This window comes from Stenotrophomonas sp. Sm6012 (assembly GCF_030985895.1).
GTDB classification, from domain to species: Bacteria; Pseudomonadota; Gammaproteobacteria; order Xanthomonadales; family Xanthomonadaceae; genus Stenotrophomonas; species Stenotrophomonas forensis.
Genome location: NZ_JAPTFX010000088.1, coordinates 1 through 18,921 on the forward strand (window position 1 = coordinate 1; position 18,921 = coordinate 18,921).

General features: G+C 68.3%; 17 protein-coding genes and 1 pseudogene. 10 read left to right on the plus strand and 8 right to left on the minus strand.

Translation table 11 applies throughout. The features are described from left to right. Positions 1-35: 35 nt before the first annotated feature. The 6 genes from rsfS to O0J73_RS14715 all read right to left on the minus strand — a co-directional run bounded on the left by rsfS (position 36) and on the right by O0J73_RS14715 (position 6,293). Positions 36-446, minus strand: a complete 411-nt coding sequence (rsfS, locus tag O0J73_RS14690) for a ribosome silencing factor (RefSeq protein WP_008265938.1) — start codon at positions 444-446, stop codon at positions 36-38. Between the two features lie 58 nt (positions 447-504). Beyond that, the gene (nadD, locus tag O0J73_RS14695; protein ID WP_049457491.1) at positions 505-1,170 is read right to left on the minus strand and encodes a nicotinate-nucleotide adenylyltransferase; all 666 of its coding nucleotides are present in this window, start codon (positions 1,168-1,170) and stop codon (positions 505-507) included. A 3-nt stretch (positions 1,171-1,173) separates the two neighbouring features. Further along, the gene (holA, locus tag O0J73_RS14700) at positions 1,174-2,211 is read right to left on the minus strand and encodes a DNA polymerase III subunit delta (RefSeq protein WP_008266587.1); all 1,038 of its coding nucleotides are present in this window, start codon (positions 2,209-2,211) and stop codon (positions 1,174-1,176) included. Between the two features lie 13 nt (positions 2,212-2,224). Next, a complete protein-coding gene (lptE, locus tag O0J73_RS14705) occupies positions 2,225-2,809 on the minus strand; it encodes an LPS assembly lipoprotein LptE (RefSeq protein WP_049457493.1) in 585 nt (194 codons plus the stop codon). A gap of 136 nt (positions 2,810-2,945) precedes the next feature. Next, the gene (gene leuS, locus O0J73_RS14710; protein WP_197564628.1) at positions 2,946-5,588 is read right to left on the minus strand and encodes a leucine--tRNA ligase; all 2,643 of its coding nucleotides are present in this window, start codon (positions 5,586-5,588) and stop codon (positions 2,946-2,948) included. A 105-nt stretch (positions 5,589-5,693) separates the two neighbouring features. Next, complete coding sequence (locus O0J73_RS14715) at positions 5,694-6,293, minus strand: DUF998 domain-containing protein (RefSeq protein WP_049457494.1); 600 nt, start codon at positions 6,291-6,293, stop codon at positions 5,694-5,696. Between the two features lie 155 nt (positions 6,294-6,448). Between O0J73_RS14715 and O0J73_RS14720 the strand changes: the two genes are divergently transcribed. The 4 genes from O0J73_RS14720 to O0J73_RS14735 all read left to right on the plus strand — a co-directional run bounded on the left by O0J73_RS14720 (position 6,449) and on the right by O0J73_RS14735 (position 11,146). Further along, positions 6,449-6,715: a hypothetical protein gene (locus tag O0J73_RS14720; RefSeq protein ID WP_164087331.1), complete on the plus strand. Its 267-nt coding sequence runs from the start codon at positions 6,449-6,451 to the stop codon at positions 6,713-6,715. Positions 6,716-6,855: 140 nt separating this feature from the next. Further along, on the plus strand, positions 6,856-7,713 hold the full coding sequence (gene trxA, locus O0J73_RS14725; RefSeq protein WP_008266873.1) for a thioredoxin: 858 nt from the start codon (positions 6,856-6,858) through the stop codon (positions 7,711-7,713). Positions 7,714-7,865: 152 nt separating this feature from the next. Continuing rightward, positions 7,866-9,527: a FecR domain-containing protein gene (locus O0J73_RS14730; RefSeq protein WP_308309012.1), complete on the plus strand. Its 1,662-nt coding sequence runs from the start codon at positions 7,866-7,868 to the stop codon at positions 9,525-9,527. Next, the gene (locus O0J73_RS14735; protein WP_197564627.1) at positions 9,524-11,146 is read left to right on the plus strand and encodes a CHASE2 domain-containing protein; all 1,623 of its coding nucleotides are present in this window, start codon (positions 9,524-9,526) and stop codon (positions 11,144-11,146) included. Before O0J73_RS14730 ends, O0J73_RS14735 begins: the two co-directional genes overlap by 4 nt. On the opposite strand, the gene O0J73_RS14740 is transcribed toward O0J73_RS14735, so the two are convergent. Continuing rightward, positions 11,065-11,646 carry a transposase gene (locus O0J73_RS14740; RefSeq protein ID WP_308309014.1) on the minus strand — a complete coding sequence of 194 codons (582 nt, stop codon included), beginning with the start codon at positions 11,644-11,646 and terminating at the stop codon, positions 11,065-11,067. The genes O0J73_RS14735 and O0J73_RS14740 overlap by 82 nt on opposite strands. A gap of 226 nt (positions 11,647-11,872) precedes the next feature. Between O0J73_RS14740 and O0J73_RS14745 the strand changes: the two genes are divergently transcribed. Next, positions 11,873-12,325, plus strand: a complete 453-nt coding sequence (locus O0J73_RS14745) for a DUF4442 domain-containing protein (protein ID WP_006460764.1) — start codon at positions 11,873-11,875, stop codon at positions 12,323-12,325. Positions 12,326-12,328: 3 nt separating this feature from the next. On the opposite strand, the pseudogene O0J73_RS14750 reads toward O0J73_RS14745, so the two are convergent. Further along, positions 12,329-13,656 (minus strand): annotated as a pseudogene (locus tag O0J73_RS14750) (hypothetical protein). Between the two features lie 76 nt (positions 13,657-13,732). Here O0J73_RS14750 and O0J73_RS14755 point away from each other — a divergent pair. From O0J73_RS14755 to O0J73_RS14775, 5 genes are all read left to right on the plus strand, one after another. After that, positions 13,733-14,416 carry a DUF502 domain-containing protein gene (locus O0J73_RS14755; RefSeq protein WP_008266500.1) on the plus strand — a complete coding sequence of 228 codons (684 nt, stop codon included), beginning with the start codon at positions 13,733-13,735 and terminating at the stop codon, positions 14,414-14,416. Continuing rightward, positions 14,413-15,198 carry a queuosine precursor transporter gene (locus O0J73_RS14760; RefSeq protein WP_133935266.1) on the plus strand — a complete coding sequence of 262 codons (786 nt, stop codon included), beginning with the start codon at positions 14,413-14,415 and terminating at the stop codon, positions 15,196-15,198. The genes O0J73_RS14755 and O0J73_RS14760 overlap by 4 nt, the downstream gene beginning before the upstream one ends. Positions 15,199-15,292: 94 nt before the next feature. After that, on the plus strand, positions 15,293-17,233 hold the full coding sequence (locus tag O0J73_RS14765) for a DUF885 family protein (protein WP_197564625.1): 1,941 nt from the start codon (positions 15,293-15,295) through the stop codon (positions 17,231-17,233). A 16-nt stretch (positions 17,234-17,249) separates the two neighbouring features. Further along, entirely contained in the window at positions 17,250-18,320 is a 1,071-nt protein-coding gene (locus O0J73_RS14770; protein WP_197564624.1) for a serine hydrolase domain-containing protein, read from the plus strand. Beyond that, positions 18,317-18,721 carry a VOC family protein gene (locus O0J73_RS14775; protein ID WP_197564623.1) on the plus strand — a complete coding sequence of 135 codons (405 nt, stop codon included), beginning with the start codon at positions 18,317-18,319 and terminating at the stop codon, positions 18,719-18,721. Before O0J73_RS14770 ends, O0J73_RS14775 begins: the two co-directional genes overlap by 4 nt. The last annotated feature ends 200 nt before the right edge of the window (positions 18,722-18,921 follow it).

The window sequence follows — 18,921 nt, forward strand, 5'->3', positions numbered from 1 at the left end:
CATCGGCGCCGTCGAAGGGTGCAGCACTGCGTGGCTCAGGCCACTTCGTCGTCGCTGGGCGGCGGCTGGTCGCCAACCGTCCACAGGCGCTCAAGCGCGTAGAACTCGCGCACGCGCGGCAGCATCACGTGGACGATGACGTCGCCCAGATCAACCAGCACCCACTCGGCTTCGCGCTCGCCTTCCACGCCCAGCGGCATCACGTCGATATTCTTGGCGAAACGCACGACTTCGTCGGCAATCGACTTGACGTGGCGGGTCGAAGTACCCGAAACGACGATCATGTAATCGGCAACGCTGGACCGGCCGCGCACGTCGATCTCGACCAGGTCCTTGGCCTTCAGGTCTTCGGTGGCTTGGCGGACGCTGGCCAGCAGTTCCGGCACGGACGGCGGCGGGCTGGGCAGATCGACCTTGATGGTCTGGGGCTGGGTCTGGTTGCTCAAAGTGGATCGACTCGATAAACGTGGGGACGATTATACGGGCAAGCCGCAGCTGCGGCATTCACGGCGTGGAGGGGCGGTACAGCCCGTGGACGGCAACGTAGTCGGCCACCGTCGGCGGCAACAGCGCGCGCCAGGGCCCGCCGGAGGCGATCTGCGAGCGCACGGCGCTGGCTGATTCGGCGCGCAGCGGGTGGTGCAGGCGCAGGATGCGGCCGGCCGGGCTGGCGAACAGCGCCTGTTCGTTGTCGGCCCAGCGCCCCTCCAGGGCACGGCCCAGCGCGCCGTCAACCGAGGCCTGCAGCGGGCTTCCCGGTCGTTCGGCCACCACGAAATGAGCCAGCCCGAACAGGGCCTCCCATTCGTGCCAGCGGGGCAGGCCCAGCAGGCTGTCGGCGCCGACCAGCCAGGCCAGCGGCCGGCTCGGTCCCAGTTCGGCGCGCAGCTCGCGCAGGGTATCGACGGTGTAGGACGGGCGACCGGGGAAACGCGCCGCACGATCCAGCTCGCGGCGGTCCAGCAGCAGGCCGGGCTCGTCACCGATGGCCAGCGACAGCATGGTGCAGCGCTGCTCGGCGGTCGCACCGGGTACCGCGCGATGCGGCGGGTCGGCCGCCGGCAGCATGCGCACCGCCACCTGCAGTTCATCGCGGGCGGCACGCGCGATCGCCAGATGCCCGAGGTGCACCGGATCGAAGGTGCCCCCGTAATAGATCCGCAGGCTCATCGCTCAGGCCCGCGCCAGCAGGCGCACGGCACGCGGTTCGGCCACGGCCACCAGCAGGCGTTCCAGCGCCAGCCAGGCATCGCCGTCGGCCCGCCCCTTGGCGATGCGGTCGACCAGCCCGGCTTCGGCCACGAAGCGCTCCCAGCGCTTGCCTTCCGGGTGGCGCTGCAACGCACGCTTGTACGGCGCCTGGCGCGACTCCCAGATGCCACGCGACTTCATTTCGGCGGCCAGGTTGCCGCCCCGCGCCTGCACCCGGGCCAGACCGGCACCGGCCAACAGCTCGCGGATCACCATCGGCATCAGTGCGGCCACCGCTTCGCCTTCCCCGCGCAGGCCGGCCAGCATGCGCAGCACCGCCGGCGGCTGGCCGGAGAACGTCGCCTCCAGCAGCCGGAACACGTCGTAGCGGGCGGCATCGGCCACCAGCGATTCCATCCGTTCGACATCCAGCGGCTGGCCATCGGCCAGCAATGCCAGCTTGTCGATCTCCTGGGCAGCGGCCAGCAGGTTGCCTTCCACCCGCTCGGCCAGTCGCTGCACGGCGGCCGGGTCGGCCCGCAGGCCCTTGCCGCGCAGGCGGCGCTCGATCCAGTCCGGCAGCTCGTGCGGCTTGATCGCCCAGGCCACCGACAGCACGCCGATGCGGTTGACCGCCTCGGCCCACTTGCCCTGGTGGGCCTTGCTCCATTCGTTGGCGGTGATCATCAGCACCACATCCGGCGCCGGGTTGGCGCAGAACTGGCTGATCACCTCGGCGCCGTCCTTGCCCGGCTTGCCGCTGGGCAGGCGCACCTCGACCAGGCGACGGGCGCTGAACAGACTCGGCGCATTGAAGCTGGCGTCGAGCTGGTTCCAGTCGAAATCGCGGCCATCGGCGTCGAACACTTCGCGCTCGCCGATACCGGCGCCGCGCGCACGCGCGCGGATGGCGTCGGCCGCCTCCAGCACGCGCAGCGTCTCCGGGCCGGCAATCAGATAGACCGGCGCCAGTGCAACATCAGCGCCCTGGCTGGCCAGCTGCTCCGGACGCAGTTCCATCGTTCTTCGCCGCTCAGTGCTTGGCTGCGGGAACCGGCTCGGCCGGCACCGCGCCTTCGACGGGCTTGGCCTTCGGTGCCGACAGGCTGCCCCCCTTTTCAAGCTCGGCGCGGACCACGCTGTCGATGCGGCGGATGATCGATGCGGACATTTCCCGGCGCAGCTCATCAGCCAGGATCTCGCGCTCGGTGGTGGTGCCGGTGGCGTCGGTCGGCGGCGACACGTAGTCACGCGACAGCTCGATCACCTGCTGCGGCACCAGCTCGCTGCCGTCCTCGCGACGGAAGATGAAGATCACCGCGTAGCGCAGGCTGTACTCCTGCGCACGGCCCTGCGAATCGATGGCGATCGGCAGGTCGCCCCAGCGCTCGGACAGCACCTGCAGCTGGGTACTGGGCTGCTTGCTGTCCTCGTCGGCCAGCTTGGCGCCGGAGGCCAGCAGGCTGCGGTTGAGCAGCTTGACCAGTTCGCTGTACGGCGCGGTGGAAACCACCTTCACCGGCGCGGTGTCGGTCGGCAGCATCAGCTTGCTGCGCAGATGGAAACCGCAGCCGGCAAGGCCGAGGGCAAGAACGAGGGCAAGCAGGATTCGGGTCATGTAGACAGTCTGGCGGAGCCGGGCGATCACGGCAACACACAGCCTGCCCGAAGCCGCGTGAATGCAGGGCCATCAAGTGCATGGCCCGGCACCGGAAAGGCACCGGCCACCACGCGGATGGCCGGTGCGGGGTACATCAGGCGGCGACGATGTTCACGATCTTGCCCGGAACGATGATGATCTTGCGCACCGTCAGGCCTTCCAGGAACTTGGCCGCGTTCGGCTCGGCCAGGGCCAGCGCTTCAACCTGCTCGCGCGCGGCATCGGCCGCCACCTCGATGGTGCCACGCAGCTTGCCGTTGACCTGCACGGCCAGAGTCAACGCATCGCGCACCAGCGCGCCAGCGTCGGCCTGCGGGAACGGCTGGTCTTCCAGCAGCGTCTCGCCGTGGCCCAGCACCTGCCACAGGGCATGGCTGGCGTGCGGGGTGATCGGGTTCAGCAGCAGCACGATGGCCTGCAGCGCTTCCTGGCGCACCGCACGACCCTGCCCGCTGCCGTCCTCGAACTTGGCCAGCGCGTTCATCAGCTCCATCACTGCGGCAATGGCGGTGTTGAAGCTGTGGCGGCGGCCGTAGTCGTCGCCGACCTTGCCGATGGTTTCATGGGTCTTGCGGCGCAGCGCCTTCTGGTTGGCATCCAGCGCAGCGGCGTCCAGCGCCGGGGCGGCACCGTCGGCAGCGTGCTTCTGCACCTGGGCCCACAGGCGGCGCAGGAAGCGGGCCATGCCATCCACGCCGGCCTCGTTCCACTCCAGCGACTGCTCGGGCGGCGCGGCGAACATCGAGAACAGGCGCACGGTGTCGGCGCCGTACTTGCCGACCATGGCCTGCGGGTCCACGCCGTTGTTCTTCGACTTGGACATCTTCTCGGTGCCACCGACCACCACCGGCTGGCCATCGGCGATCAGGGTGGCACCGGTGATGCGGCCTCGCTCATCGCGCTGCACTTCCACATCGGCCGGGTTGATCCAGTCCTTCGAGCCGTCCGGGTTCGGGCGGTAATAGGTCTCGGCGATCACCATGCCCTGGCACAGCAGATTGCGCGCCGGCTCGTTGCTGTCGACCATCCGCGCGTCGCGCAGCAGCTTGTGATAGAAGCGGAAATACATCAGGTGCAGGATCGCGTGCTCGATGCCGCCGATGTATTGGTCGACCGGCAGCCAGTAGTTGCCGCGCTTGTCGACGGCATCACGCGCGCCCGGCGAGGTGTAGCGGGCGTAGTACCAGCTCGACTCCATGAAGGTGTCGAAGGTATCGGTCTCGCGCTCGGCCGCACCGCCGCACTCCGGGCAGGTGGTCTTGCGCCATTCCGGGTCGGTCTTGATCGGCGAACCGGTGCCGGAGAACGCCACGTCCTCCGGCAGCACCACCGGCAGCTGCTCTTCCGGCACCGGCACTGCACCGCACTTGGCGCAGTAGATCACCGGAATCGGACAGCCCCAGTAGCGCTGGCGGCTCACGCCCCAGTCGCGCAGGCGGTAGTTGACGCGGCGCTGGCCCTGGGCCTTGCGCTCGAATCGTTCGGCCAGGGCTTCGAAGGCGCCCTGGAAGTCCAGGCCGTCGAATTCGGCCGAGTTGACCAGTTCGGTCTGCCGGCTCTTGTCGCTGTACCAGTCCTGCCAGCGGCTGCCGTCCCAGCTGCGCTCTTCTTCGCTGCGCGCATCCTTCAGCGCGATCACCTGCTTGATCGGCAGCCCGTACTTGTTGGCCACTTCATTGTCGCGCTGGTCATGGCCCGGGACGGCCATCACCGCGCCGGTGCCGTAGCCCATCAGCACGAAGTTGGCGACCCAGACCGGCACCTGCTCGCCGGTGACCGGGTGCAGGGCGCGCAGGCCGGTGTCCATGCCGCGCTTTTCCTGGGTTTCCAGTTCAGCCTCGGACACGCCGCCCTGCTTCAGGTCGGCCAGCATCGCCGCCAGTTCCGGATTGTTCTTCGCCGCGTGCAGCGCCAGCGGGTGCTCGGCGGCGATCGACACGAAGGTCACGCCCATCACGGTGTCCGGGCGGGTGGTGAACACGCGCAGCGGGTCCAGCACACCGCCGTCCACGTCACGCACGTCGAACTGGATCTCCAGGCCCTCGGAACGGCCAATCCAGTTGCGCTGCATGGTCTTGACCGATTCCGGCCAGCCGTCCAGCTCGTCCAGGCCGTCCAGCAGCTCCTGGGCGTAGTCGGTGATGCGCAGGAACCACTGCGGGATCTCGCGCTTCTCGACCAGGGCGCCGGAGCGCCAGCCGCGGCCGTCGATCACCTGCTCGTTGGCCAGCACGGTCTGGTCGACCGGGTCCCAGTTCACCACCGCGTTGCGGCGGTAGGCCAGGCCCTTGCGCATCAGCCGGGTGAACATGCGCTGTTCGTGGACGTAATAGTCCGGACGGCAGGTGGCGAACTCGCGCGACCAGTCGATGGCATAGCCCAGCGACTGCAGCTGGCTGCGCATGTGGTCGATGTTCTTGTAGGTCCACGCCGCCGGCGCGGTCTTGTTCTTGATCGCGGCGTTTTCCGCCGGCAGGCCGAACGCATCCCAGCCCATCGGCTGCAGCACGTTGTGACCGGTCATGCGCTTGTAGCGGCTGATCACGTCACCGATGGTGTAGTTGCGCACGTGCCCCATGTGCAGCGCACCGGACGGGTACGGGAGCATCGACAGGCAGTAGTACTTCGGCTTGTCCGAAGTCTCGTCGACCTCGAAGGCACGGGTGGCGTCCCAGTACTGCTGGGCGGCGGATTCAACCTGCTGCGGGTCGTAGGCGATGGGTTCAGCGCTGGTCATGGAACACGCGGATGCGGCGGCAAAGCGGTACAGCGTACCGCAGTGCGGCAAACGTCTCCAATCCTGCCTGCCGCGTGCAGGTGCCGCCCGTGCGCGGAGAGCGTCTCAGCGAGGCCGCGACAGAGGCAGGGCCAGGGCCAGCCAGACCGCCCAGCAGGCGAAAGCCACGCGTTGCGCCAGCGGTGCCGGCAGCACGCCCTGGGGGGCAAAGGCCGCCATTGCCGCCAGTACGGCACAGATGACCGCCACCCCGCCGAAGGCCTTGCCAGGACCCTGGCGCAGGTGGGAGATGCCCAGCAGCAGGGCGCCGGCGACAAATCCCAGCACCCAGATCATCCAGGCGCTGGCGTGCAGCTGGCTGGCCGGTCCATGCAGGTCATCCACGTCCAGCGGCAGCAGCCCCATCGCCGCAAAGGCCAGGCCGGCCAGCAGCAGCATCTGGCTGCCCACCCGCGGCGCCCAGCCGGCCGTGGCTGGAAGGCGGCGGCGCAGGCACTCGGCGGCCACTGCGGCCAGCACGCCGGGCAGCACGAAGCCCAGCAGATTGAACCCCAGCGCATGCGGCACGCCCCGTGCGCCCAGCAGGGCCACCGGGTGGCGCGCCTGCGCGTAGCCGTCCAGCGCCGCGCCGAAGCCCACCACGGCCAGGACGAAGATGGCTGCAGCAAGCAGCCCCCACCAACGATCACGCCGGAGCACGGACATCGCGCGGATTCACCAGAAGCGGAAGACCGGCCATTGTCGCGGCAACGATGCGGGGCGCCAAGCGGCGGCACATTTCAGAATCATTCGATATCCGCGCCGGCATGCCGCGCGCGATGCTCGGGGCATGGCAGTCCCGCCATGCAGGGAGACCTCCCATGATCCATCGCATCCTCGTCGCCGGCGCGCTCAGCCTGGGCCTGGCCACCACGGCCCACGCCGGCGAGTTCCAGTGCTCGGCCTGGATCGGCGCCCCCAGCGCCACGGCACCGCCGAGCAGCAACTTCTTCGGGGGCCCCACCATCAAGGCGCCCGACGCCCGCACCGCGGCCGAGCTGTATCAGGCCCGCATCTCCGAAACGACGCTGCCGCTGAAGACCGGGCGCTGGATCGTGCATCACGTCCGCTGCGATGAGTTGAAGTAACCGCCAGCGCATCGAGGGCAGGCCCTGCGCCCGCCCTCTCCTGCCTGGAAGGGCGGCGGTTCGGGGCGACACCAAGGGTTGAGTCTGACATCGATCGTCACCATAGAATCGGTCTCCAGATGCCAGACGATGCCTCCCCCATGACCGAGACGACCTACGTATTCGACGCTACCACCGCGACCTTCGAGGCCGAAGTCCTGCAGAAGTCGCTGCAGACGCCGGTGCTGGTCGATTTCTGGGCCACCTGGTGCGGGCCGTGCAAGACCCTTGGCCCGATGCTGGAAAAGCTGGCGGCCGAATACAACGGCGCCTTCGAGCTGGCCAAGGTCGATGTCGACAAGGAACAGCAGATCGCGGCGGCGTTCCAGATCCGCTCGGTACCGACCGTATTCCTGGTCAAGGGTGGCCAGCTGGTGGACGGCTTCCCCGGCGCGATTCCGGAAGGCCAGCTGCGCGAGTTCCTGGCCCAGCACGGGATCGTGCCCGCCGACATCGGCGATGCCGCCGCCGAGGACGAAGCGCCCCTGGATCCGCAGGCGCAGGTGGACGTGTTGCGCGCGCAGATCGCCGCCGAGCCGGACAAGGATGAGCTCAAGCTCGACCTGGCCCTGGCCCTGCTGCAGATCGGCGGCGTGGATGAAGCCGGCACGCTGATCGACGGCCTGCCCGCCAACCTCGCCACCGACGACCGCGCCGTGCGTGCCCGCGCCCGCCTGTCCTTTGCGGCCGCGCTGAAGGACGCCCCCGCGGCCGAAGTGTTGGAGGCGCGCATCGCCGCCGACGGCAACGATCTCAAGGCGCGCCACCTGCGGGGTGTGCAGCTGCTGCTCGGCGGCCACGATGAGGCCGCACTGGCACAGTTCCTGGAAATGCTGCGGATCGATCGCACCTTTGAAGAAGGGTTGCCGCGCAAGGCCCTGATCGATGCCTTCAATGTGATCTCCGACGAGGACCTCGTTGGCCAGTACCGCCGCAGGATGGCCTCTCTGCTGTTCTGAACGGGAGCCCCCTTCGTTCAGAATCCCTGCACTGAACGCGGGCAATAATGCGCGAGATGGCGGCCGTTAGGCCGCCACGATCCGTTCGGGGGGATGAGGTCGGGGCCATCGGGTCTTGCAGCTGCACCCCCGCATTGCCGGGATTGCAAACTGTGACCTTCGTCCGCTCGCTGTCGTTCGCCAAGCGCTTCCAGGGCGCCATGCTGTGTGCCCTTCTCCTCCTGCTGCTGCCAGGCGTGGCCGGCGCCCAGGACTGGAATTACCGGGTCCGCCCCGGCGATACCCTGTGGGATCTGGGCGGCCTGTACCTGAAGCCCTCAGTACGCTGGCAACAGCTGCAACAGCACAACCGCATCGACAATCCCTATCGGTTGCCGCCCGGCCAGCTGCTGCGCTTCCCGATCAGCTGGCTGCGTACCGAGCCCGCACCGGCCCGCGTGCTGTCGGTTCGCGGCAAGGTCGAGCTGTCCGGCGCCGATGGCAGCGCCACGCGCGCGATCCTGGCGGGCGAGCAGCTGCGTATCGGTGACACCGTGCAGACCGAAGGCGAATCCAGCGTCACCCTCGAGTTCGCTGACGCTTCGCGCCTGCAGCTGCGTGAGTACTCGCGCCTGCGCCTGGACCAGCTCAGCCGCTATGGCCACACCGGCATGGTGGACACCCGCCTGCGCCTGCAGCAGGGCCGCGCCAGCAACCGGGTCACGCCCGCCCGTGGCCCGGCATCGCGCTACATCATCGATGCGCCCACCGCGACCAGCAGCGTGCGCGGCACCGTGTTCCGGGTCAGCGCCGGCGACGCCGGCCAGGTCGGTGCGACCGAAGTCCTGCAGGGCAAGGTGCAGGTTGGCAACACCCACGGGCAGCGCCTGGTCCGGCCGGGCCAGGCCACGCTCAGCGGCAGCGCCGACGCGGCACCGGACGCGGTCTCCCCGCTGCTGCCAGCACCGCAGCTGCGCAACGACGAACTGCGCCTGGCGCCGCTGCCGACGCTGCTGGCGTGGGCGCCGGTCACCGGCGCCGCGCACTACCGCGTGGAAGTGGTGCAGGCAGCCACACCGGAAATCCTGCTGTTCGCTGCCACCACCACCGATACCCGCCTGGCCATCGGCGACCTGCCGCCGGGCCAACTGCGCATCCTGCTGCGCGCGGTCGATACGCAGGGCGTGGAAGGCCTCGACGCCAGCGCCGATTTCGAACTCAGCGACCAGCCGCCACCGCCGATCACCGTATCGCCGCTGCACGCGCAGACGGTCAACAGCGACCGCCCGCGCTTCCGCTGGAGCCAGGCCCCCGGCGCGCGCAGCAGTGTGCTGCAGATCGCCTCCGACCCCATGTTCCAGCAACCACTACAGGAACAGGCGACCCATGGCACCGACCTGCGCCTGGCGCAGCCACTGCCCCCGGGCCAGTACTTCTGGCGGGTCGCGTCGTGTGATGGCAATGGCCACCAGGGCCGCTACGGCCAGGCACTGCCACTGCAGCTGAGCAATGAACCGGTCGACCCGGCGCTGCAACCGCCGGAAGCCGCCCATGGTGAACTGACCCTGCGCTGGCAGGCCGGCAGCGAAGGCCAGCGCTACCGGGTGCAGGTCGATCGCCATGGCGATTTCAAGGCACCGCTGGTCGACGAAACCGTGGCCGAGCCGCAGGTCAGTTTCAAGCGGCCGTGGGGCGGCACCCTGCATGTGCGCGTGCAGTACATCGACGATGACGGCCATGCCGGCGAGTTTTCGCCCGCCCAGCAGGTCAAGCTGCCGTGCCGCCTGTGCTACGGCGCAGGCGGCGGCGCCGTGCTGCTCTGGTTGCTGTTGTGAGGCGTTCGCCACTGCCGTGGAGCAAGCGGATCGCACTGGCCCTGCTGGCCGGTGTGCTGACCGTGCTGGCCAGCCAGGGCCAATGGCTGTGGCGGCAGGACGAGACCGCCTACGACACGCTGGTCGGTGGCTGGGACTACCGCCCCGACCCCAGCGTGCTGATCGTGGCCATCGACGAAGGCAGTCTGCAACGCATCGGCCAATGGCCCTGGCCGCGCTCGATACACGCGCGCCTGCTGGACCGGTTGACCGATGCCGGTGCCGAGCGCGTCGCTCTGGACCTGATGCTGTCCGAACCGGATCGGCGCGACAGCCGCCAGGACGATGCGCTGGCGGCCGCCATCCGCCGCAATGGCCGGGTGGTGCTGCCGGTGCTGGCCGCGCCCGCTGCCGGTGACCGCATGGCCGAGGAAATGCTGCCGATCCCGCAGATCGCGGCCAGTGCCGCAGCCATCGGCCACACCGATGTCGAAGTGGATGGCGACGGCGTCGCCCGCGGTCTCTACCTGCATGCGGGCATCGGCCAGCCACATTGGCCGGCGCTGGGCCTGGCGTTGGCCGGCCTGCCGGCGGGCGCCGTGCACGGCCTGCCCGACCCCGACCCCGGAGTCGGCTCGCCCTATCAGTGGCGACGCGACGACTATGTGCGCGTGCGCTACGCCGGCCCGCCGGAGCGGTTGCCGCAGGTGTCCTACGCCGACGTGCTGGACGGCCACGTCGACATGGCGATGCTGCAGGGCCGCCGCATCGTGGTCGGCATGACCGCCAGCGGCATCGCGCCGCGCCTGCTGACACCGACCACCCGCGAATTCTGGATGAGCGGCAGCGAGTACCAGGCCAACATCGCCTCGATGCTGCTGCAGCACAAGCAGATCGATGTACTGCCCCCGGCATGGCAACAGGCCATCAGCTCGGTGCTGGTCGCACTGTGCGTTCTCCTGCTCGGCCTGCGCCTGCCTTGGCTTGCGGCGCTGGCGTCGTTGCCGGCGGCCCCATTGCTGAGCTGGGTGCTGCTGCGCAGCAGCGATCTGTGGTGGGCGCCGGCCACCGCGATGCTGGGCATTCTATTGGTGCTTCTGGCCTGGGCGATCTGGCGGATCTCGGCCTGGCACCGCCAGGCCAACCGCGATGCGCTGACCGGCCTCGGCAATCGCCTGCGCTTCGAGCAGTCATTGCAGCAGGAATGCGACGCCGCGCGACGCAGCGGCAAGCCGCTGAGCCTGGCGTTGATCGACGTGGACCATTTCAAGCGTCACAACGACCTCCATGGCCACCAGGTGGGTGATCGCGTGCTGCGCGATGTCGCCCGCCTGATCGGCGCGCATGCGCGGCGCCCGCGCGACATGGCCGCGCGCTATGGCGGCGACGAATTCGCTCTGGTACTGCCGGATACACCGGCCGAAGGTGCGCGCCTGGTGATCGACGACCTGATCGCCTGCGTACGGGCACTGCCGTCCCCGGGTGACGGCGGCGGCGAGCGGGTCACCCTCACCATCGGTGTGTTCACCCGCGTGCCGGACGGAGAACTGCAACCGCATCATTTCGTCGAAGGCGCCGACACCGCCCTGTACCAGGCCAAGGCCAATGGCCGCGACGGGTTTGTGATCGACGGCGCGTGAGGCACCATGTGCACTGTGCCTGTAGAGTCGAGCTTGCTCGACTGCGCGCCCATCATTCGAGCGGCCAACAACGCGAATGGATACTCCCCCAGGGTTGATGCCAGACCCGCACGTACAGGGTTGGCCATGACATACAGCGCTTGTTGCCGGACATCCTCCTCATTCCGGATCAGGTGATCGTAGTAGCCCCGCTGCCACACGGGCCGTCCATCACCGGAGTGCGCGTTGACCGCGATCGCCACCCTGGACTTGAGTGATTGCATGCAACGGCCAAGCGTACCTTCGCGCAACTGCAGAACCCAGTGCAGATGATCCGGCATCACCACCCAAGCCAATGACCGCGTGATCCCCTTGCAGTCGCTGCCTCGCAGCTCATCAGTCAAGGCATCCACGCATCGTGGGTCTGCAAAGACGCGTTGGCGTCCGGCAGTGACAGTGGTGACTACGTAGAAGCATCCGACCGTGGAGCATCGGCCGCGCAACAAGGCTGGACTGGGCATAAGGGCAGCATGGACCGCGGTTCACGGCCATACCTATCAGGAGACCCCGAAATGGCGATCAGACATTGTCTGAACTCGTTCGATTGAGGCCCGCTGGAAACAGTCGAGCAAGCTCGACTCTACTCTCGGCTGCCGTCACGCCAGAATCGCGATGATCCGTCAGCTGGTGCAACATACGCATGCGAATGGTTAGACTGCGGATCTCGCCCTGCGCCCCTGGACCCGCATGAACGCCCGCCTGTTCCGCTTTGGCATCAATCTCTGGCCGCCGTTCCTGTTCACCGGCATCCACGTCACCCGGGTCTCACCGGACTACCGGCAGATCGATGTCGAGCTGCGCCTGCGGCCCTGGAACCGCAACTACGTTGGCACCCACTTCGGCGGCAGCCTGTTCGCGATGACCGATCCGTTCTGGATGCTCGGCCTGCTGCACATCCTCGGCCGCGACTACTACGTGTGGGACCGCGCCGGTGCGATCGATTTCCTCAAGCCCGGCCGTGGCACCGTGCGCACCTCGTTCCGCATCGATGACGCGCTGCTGGACGAACTGCGCGCCGAAGCGGCCAGCGGCGAAAAGGTGCTGCGCTGGTTCAGTAACGACGTGGTTGATGAAAGTGGCGACGTGGTTGCGCAGGTGCGCAAGCAGGTCTACCTGCGGCTGAAGCCACACGCACGCTGAGCGTCAGTCGCGCGCCGTGGCCCCCGTGGCCGGCGAAGCCTGCAGCGGTACCGACAGCCAGGGGCTGTCGGCAGCGCTGCGCGATGGCGAGCGGCGCGGCACCTGCAGGCGGCTGCCATCGGCCGACAGCTGCGGGGCGCCACCGGCGAGCGGAACTGCGCCGGCAGGCGCTGCAGCGCGTCGGCCGGATCATCTGCCTGCTGCCGCAGCCAGCGCTGCGCGCCAAGCAGCCGCAGCATCGCAGCGGCGTCCTGGGTGCGCGACGAATAGGCGGGATAGGCCGGTGCGGCGATATCCGTCAGCACGCAACCCATGATGTTCGACAGGCAACCGAAGTCACGCTGTGGCGGTGCCGGCACAGGCAACGGACGATCCGCTTCCAGTGCCGCCGTTGCCGCCGCGCCGCAGGCCCAACCGAGATTGCCGGCCACGCGTGCCAGGGTGCTGCTGCGGTCAAGAACCAGCACGCCACCGAATTCCCTCGACGAGGTTTCGATCGCCGCCCGGCTCATTGCGTACTCACCCTGCATTGCCCGGCACAGGCTCTGCTCGTCTGCCCGCATCGGCTGCATCGCCCGCGCGCATTCTGCTGGCAGCGGGTGGTCGGCTGGAAGTTCGACCAGCATGTCGGCCAGCAGCTGTGCATTGGCCTGGACCAGGCTGGCCCCGACGATGCTCTCGACCAGAGAGCTTCCACCGGGCACCAGCCGGCGTCCCAGCTGCAGCCCCAGGCAACTGCCGCGCAGGGCGCCATCCACATCGCCCTGTGCGTAGGCCAGCGCGCGGGCGCTGGTGGCGTCCATCACCAGGCCATAGGTCGGCAAGGGCACCAGAATGCCCTCGCCCTTCGGCTGGAACGGCGATACGAAATGGTCTGCCCCGGCCAACTGCTCCAGGCGCGCATGCAGCAGCTGGTGACCGGCGTGGGCGTCGGCAAACCGCTGCGGATCGGCGCGCACCTGCGCAAGGCAGCCGCTGGCGACCGGCCCGCAGCTGGCAGATGGGCGCGGGTGCAAGCCGCCGGGGGCGCTGGCCAGCTGAGGCTGGGGCTGGGGCTGGGTGACGTTATTACCATGCGGGTCGGCGTCCCAGCGCCGCACGTCTTCGGCCAGCGCCTGCTCGCGCTGGCGGGCGTCCAGGCCGTCAACGGCAAGCGTCCACAACTGCGCATAGCCATTGCGGCCGGGTGCCGGAAGGCGGGTCTCCAGCCGCTGCTGCGCCTGCAGCCGCGATTCAGGGATGGGCCACATGCGCGAGGCACACCACACGACGATGGCCAGCACCAGCAGGCCCAGCAGGGTCCAACCCAACCCACGCAGGATCTTCAACACAGCTTCCCTTCCATGTGCCGTTGCCGCAGTCGATTCCCCAGCGTAATCGACCGGCGGTGACCGCTACAATGCGCACATGTCGCTCGAAGCCCCCGCCCTGGTTCCCCGCCCCTCCCTGCAGCGCCTGTTCCTGACCGGCCTGCTGACCCTGCTGCCGATCTGGCTGACCTGGGTCGTGGTCAAGTTCGTGTTCGTGCTGCTGTCGGGTATTTCCAGCCCGCTGGTGGTGCCGCTGTCCGAGCAGATCGCGACCAGCTTCCCGCACTACCTCGGCTGGGTCCGCGCCGAATGGATCCAGGACACCATCGCCCTGCTGGCCACGTTGCTGGTGATCCTGGCGGTGGGCGTGGCCAGTCGCCGTGTGCTCGGCCAGCGCCTGCTGCGCTGGGTGGGTGCGGTCATCAAGCGCATTCCGCTGGCCAGCATCATCTACGACAGCGCCAAGAAGCTGCTGGACATGCTGCAGACCGAGCCGGGCAGCACCCAGCGCGTGGTGCTGATCGACTTCCCGCATCGCGACATGAAGTCGGTCGGGCTGGTTACCCGCGTGATCAAGGAACACGGCACCGACCGTGAACTGGCCGCGGTGTACGTGCCGACCACGCCGAATCCGACATCGGGCTATCTGGAAATCGTGCCGGTGGAGCTGCTGACCCCGACCGACTGGACCGTCGACCAGGCCATGAGCTTCATCATTTCCGGCGGCGCCGTGGCACCGTCCAGCGTGCCGTTCACCCGCGCCGGCGACCGCGCCGAATGACCCCGGCGCCGATCGAGCGCCCGCTGCAGGACCGCGCGGTCCTGCTGTTCATCGTGCTGGCCGCGTTCTTCTGCGGCAACGCAGTGCTGGCCGAACTGATCGGGGTGAAGATCTTCGCCCTGGAAGACACGCTGGGCATCGATCCGCTGAACTGGAACCTGTTCGGCCAGACCGGCTCGTTGAGTTTCACCGCCGGCACCCTGCTGTGGCCGGTGGTGTTCATCATGACCGACACCATCAACGAGTTCTTCGGCAAGCGCGGCGTGCGCTTCATCTCGTGGCTGGCGGTGGTGCTGATCAGCTACGGCTTCCTGTTCGCCTTTGCGGCCATTTCGCTGGCGCCGGCCAGCTGGTGGGTCACCTCGATGGACGCTCACGGCGTGCCGGACTACCAGGCCGCATTTGCTGCGGTGTTCGGCCAGGGCATGTGGACCATCGCCGGTTCGCTGGTGGCATTCCTGCTCGGCCAGCTGATTGACGTGGCGGTGTTCCACCGCATCCGCCAGGCCACCGGCGAACGCCATGTGTGGCTGCGTGCCACCGGCTCGACCGCGATCTCGCAGGTCGTGGACAGCTTCGTGGTGATCTGGATCGCCTTCGTGCTCGGCCCGCAGCACTGGCCGACCTCGCTGTTCCTGGCCGTCAGCAGCGTCAATTACATCTACAAGATGGGTTTTGCGATCGCCTTGATCCCCCTGCTGTACCTGATGCGACGTGCGATCACCGGTTATCTGGGCGTTGAGCGCGCGGCCGCGTTGCGCGCGGCCGCGGCGGCTGACTGAAGCCCCAGCGACGGCCAGCTGACTGCGCCTTCACGCTGGCCGTACGCGGCCGGATCGTGCAAGCTCCACGGTCTGTGTTCCACGGAAGCTCCTGATGCCGCATCCCACCCGCGTCCTGGCCGCCGCCATCGCCGCGTTGTTCCTGTTCAGTGCCGTCCCGTCGGCCGAAGCAGCGAAGAAGAAGGCCAGCCGCCCTGCCGCCGCGCAGACCCGCCAGGCGGCCAAGCCCAAGGCCAAGCCCGCCCGCGCCACCGCGCCGGCCCGCGGCAGTTCGGCGCGCCGCGCCACGCCGCGTCCCGTAGCCCCCGCACGCGCCGTGCCCAAGCAGGTGCAGCTGGAGCGCCTGTACGACGAATACTGGGATGCCTCGATGCGGCTGAACCCGCTGCAGGCGACCTTCCAGGGCGAGACGCGTTACAACGACCAGCTGCCCAACATCCTGTCAGCCGCCTGGCGCCAGCAGTCACACGACTTCACCACGCAATGGCTGGGCAAGGTCGAGAAACTCGGCAGTGACGGCCTGCAGGGCCAGGACCTGCTCAGTTACGAGATCTTCGTGCGCGACGCACGCGCCTCGCTGGCCGCCGAGCGCTACCCGAGCTGGATGATGCCGATCAGCCAGTACTACAACATCGGCAGCATCATGGCGATTCTCGGTGCCGGTGCCGGCGCGCAGCCGTTCAACACCGTGCAGGATTACGACACCTGGTCGCGCCGCTCGCTGGGCATTCCCGAGCTGTTCGACCAGGCCATCGACAACATGCGCCAGGGCATGAAGGCTGGCGTGGTACAGCCGCGCGACCTGATGGAAAAGGTGTTGCCGCAGCTGGATGCGGTGATCAAGCCGACCGCCGAAGAGAGCATTTTCTGGTCGCCGATCCGCACCATGCCCAACACCATCGCAGCCGAGGACAAGGCGCGCATCAGCGCCGAATACAAGCGCATGATCGAGCTGCGCATCATGCCGGCCTACCGTGCCCTGCGCGGCTTCATCGCTACCGAGTACCTGCCGGCCACGCGTGCCAGCAGCGGCCTGGGCGCGCTGCCCGATGGCCAGGCCTGGTACGCCAACCTGATCGTGCAGACCACCGCCAGCGACCAGACCGCCGCGCAGCTGCATGCGCTGGGCGAACAACGCGTGCAGGAACTGCAGGCCCAGATCGCCACGGTGATGAAGGATGCCAAGCTGCGCGGCACACCGACCAAGCTGCTGCGCAGCATGCGCAACGACCGCCAGTTCCAGTACGGCGATGCCAACGCGCTGATCAACCGCTACCGGCAGGTGCAGCAGCAGGTCAACGCACGCCTGCCGCAGGTGCTGGATACGTTGCCGAAGGCACCGCTGGAAGTACGCGCGGTGGAACCGGAGCGGGCGCTGACTGCCGCTGCCGCGGCCTACCAGCCGTCGCCAGGTGAACAACCAGGCGTGCTGTACATCAACACCCGTGACCTGCCCAGCCGCAAGCGCTGGAACGTTCCGGTGCAGTACCTGCATGAGGCGATTCCGGGCCACCACGTGCAGCTGGGCCTGCAGCAGGAACTGGCCAAGCTGCCGCGCTTCCGCCGCCTCGGTGGCGATCTCGCCTTCGTCGAAGGCTGGGGCCTGTACGCCGAAACGCTGGGCGAAGACCTGGGCATCTACACCGATCCCTACGACCGCATCGGCTACCTGTACTCGCGCCTGTTGCGTGCCGCACGCGTGGTGGCCGATACCGGCGTGAACGCACAGGGCTGGAGCAAGCAGCAGGCCGTGGCCTACCTGCAGAAGACGGTCGACATGAGCAGCGATGACGCCAACGCCGAAGTCGAGCGGATCATGGCCCAGCCCGGACAGGCGCTGTCCAACGTGGCTGGCCTGACCACCATCGTGGCGCTGCGCGACAAGGCCAAGGCCCGCCAGGGTGCCGCCTTCGACCTGCGTCGCTTCCACGCCGAACTGCTGAAGGACGGCTCGATGCCGCTGGACGTGCTGGACCGCAAGATGGAACGCTGGATGGCCCAGCCGGCGAGCGCTACGCCCGCCCCTTCACCCTGACCCGACCGGAGCCGTCATGCGCCCTGCCGTCGTCCTGCTCGTCGCCGCGCTGGGCCTGCTGCCCGTAGTCAGCTCCGCCGCCCCGGTGCTGACCCCACCGGATGCGGGTATCGATGGCCTGATGCAGGCCTACGATGGCCAGCAGCCCGGTGCCGCAGTACTGGTACTGCATGACGGGCAGCCGGTGTTCCGTCGCGGCTACGGCCTGGCGGTAGTGGAAGACAGCACCCCGGTCACCCCGGCCAGCAACCTCCGGCTGGCATCGGTCAGCAAGCAGTTCACCGCCGCGGCGGTGCTGCTGCTGGTGGAAGACGGCCGGCTCGGGCTGGACCAGCCGGCCCGGCAGTGGCTGCCCGAGCTGCCGCCGGCTGCGGCGGCCATCACTCTGCGCCAGCTGCTGTCGCATACCAGCGGCCTGCTCGACTACGAAGACCTGATGGACCCGGCCGACCCGCGCCAGGTGCACGATGCCGACGTGCTGGCCCTGCTCGCGCGCGAAGACCGCCTGAACTTCGCGCCCGGCACGCAGTATCGATACAGCAACAGCGGCTACGCGCTGCTGGCACTGATCGTCGGCCGCGCCTCCGGCCAGGATTTCGCAACCTTCCTGCAGCAGCGCATCTTCGCGCCGCTGGGCATGGCCCATACCGTGGCCCACCAGGACGGTGTCGATGCGGTGGCGGCACGTGCCTATGGCTACAGCCGGATCGACGGCCACTGGCAGCGCACCGACCAGAGCACCACCAGCGCCGTACTCGGCGATGGCGGCATCTATTCCTCGCTGGACGACCTGGCCCGCTGGGATGCCGCGCTGTATGACGACCGCCTGTTGTCCAAGGCCTCGCGCCGCGCGATGTTCAGCCCTGCCACCACGACCACCGAGCCTGACGTGCCGCACTACGGCTTCGGCTGGCGCCTGAACGGCCCGGTGCAATGGCACAGCGGCGAGAGCATCGGCTTCCGCAACGTGATCGTTCGCCACCCGGAAAAGCACCTGACCGTGATCGTGCTGACCAACCGCAATGACCCCGAACCCTATCCGCTGGCGCTGAAGATCGCCCAGCGCTGGCTGGACACCCTGCAATGACTGCTGCTTCCGAGGCCCTGCTGGGCATCCATCACGCCGCACTGATCTGCAGCGACTACGCACGATCGAAGGATTTCTACGTGCGCATCCTCGGCCTGCGCGTGCTGGCCGAGAACCACCGTGCCGCGCGCGACTCCTGGAAGCTGGACCTGGCCCTGCCCGACGGCGGCCAGCTGGAACTGTTCTCCTTCCCCTCACCGCCGCCGCGACCCAGCCGCCCCGAAGCCCAGGGCCTGCGCCACCTCGCGTTCCGGGTGGCCGCGCTGGAGCCGTTCATCCAGCGCCTGGCAGCGCATGGCGTGGCCTGCGAACCGATCCGCGTGGACGAATACACCGGCCGCCGCTTCACCTTCTTCGCCGACCCCGACGACCTGCCGCTGGAGCTGTACGAAGTCGGTTGAGCGTTTTTCAATCGTGATTCATCCATGCATGGCATGGATCTACGTGTCGACCAAGGTCGACACCCACCAAGAGCAGGCCGTGCCATTCCGACAGATTGTGGAGACCTGTCGAAGGCGGGGTGGGTCCGGTTGCGGGGGCGTGAGCCGCATGGATGCGGCGACCGAGCTTACATGGACGTACTTGCAGCGGCCCCCGCAAC

Coding starts and splice junctions, on each gene's coding strand:
- nadD (WP_049457491.1), bottom strand. CDS start 1,170: ATGAGCCTGCGGATCTATTACGGGGGCACCTTCGATCCGGTGCACCTC.
- holA (WP_008266587.1), bottom strand. CDS start 2,211: ATGGAACTGCGTCCGGAGCAGCTGGCCAGCCAGGGCGCTGATGTTGCA.
- lptE (WP_049457493.1), bottom strand. CDS start 2,809: ATGACCCGAATCCTGCTTGCCCTCGTTCTTGCCCTCGGCCTTGCCGGC.
- leuS (WP_197564628.1), bottom strand. CDS start 5,588: ATGACCAGCGCTGAACCCATCGCCTACGACCCGCAGCAGGTTGAATCC.
- O0J73_RS14715 (WP_049457494.1), bottom strand. CDS start 6,293: ATGTCCGTGCTCCGGCGTGATCGTTGGTGGGGGCTGCTTGCTGCAGCC.
- O0J73_RS14720 (WP_164087331.1), top strand. CDS start 6,449: ATGATCCATCGCATCCTCGTCGCCGGCGCGCTCAGCCTGGGCCTGGCC.
- trxA (WP_008266873.1), top strand. CDS start 6,856: ATGACCGAGACGACCTACGTATTCGACGCTACCACCGCGACCTTCGAG.
- O0J73_RS14740 (WP_308309014.1), bottom strand. CDS start 11,646: ATGCCCAGTCCAGCCTTGTTGCGCGGCCGATGCTCCACGGTCGGATGC.
- O0J73_RS14745 (WP_006460764.1), top strand. CDS start 11,873: ATGAACGCCCGCCTGTTCCGCTTTGGCATCAATCTCTGGCCGCCGTTC.
- O0J73_RS14755 (WP_008266500.1), top strand. CDS start 13,733: ATGTCGCTCGAAGCCCCCGCCCTGGTTCCCCGCCCCTCCCTGCAGCGC.
- O0J73_RS14760 (WP_133935266.1), top strand. CDS start 14,413: ATGACCCCGGCGCCGATCGAGCGCCCGCTGCAGGACCGCGCGGTCCTG.
- O0J73_RS14765 (WP_197564625.1), top strand. CDS start 15,293: ATGCCGCATCCCACCCGCGTCCTGGCCGCCGCCATCGCCGCGTTGTTC.
- O0J73_RS14770 (WP_197564624.1), top strand. CDS start 17,250: ATGCGCCCTGCCGTCGTCCTGCTCGTCGCCGCGCTGGGCCTGCTGCCC.
- O0J73_RS14775 (WP_197564623.1), top strand. CDS start 18,317: ATGACTGCTGCTTCCGAGGCCCTGCTGGGCATCCATCACGCCGCACTG.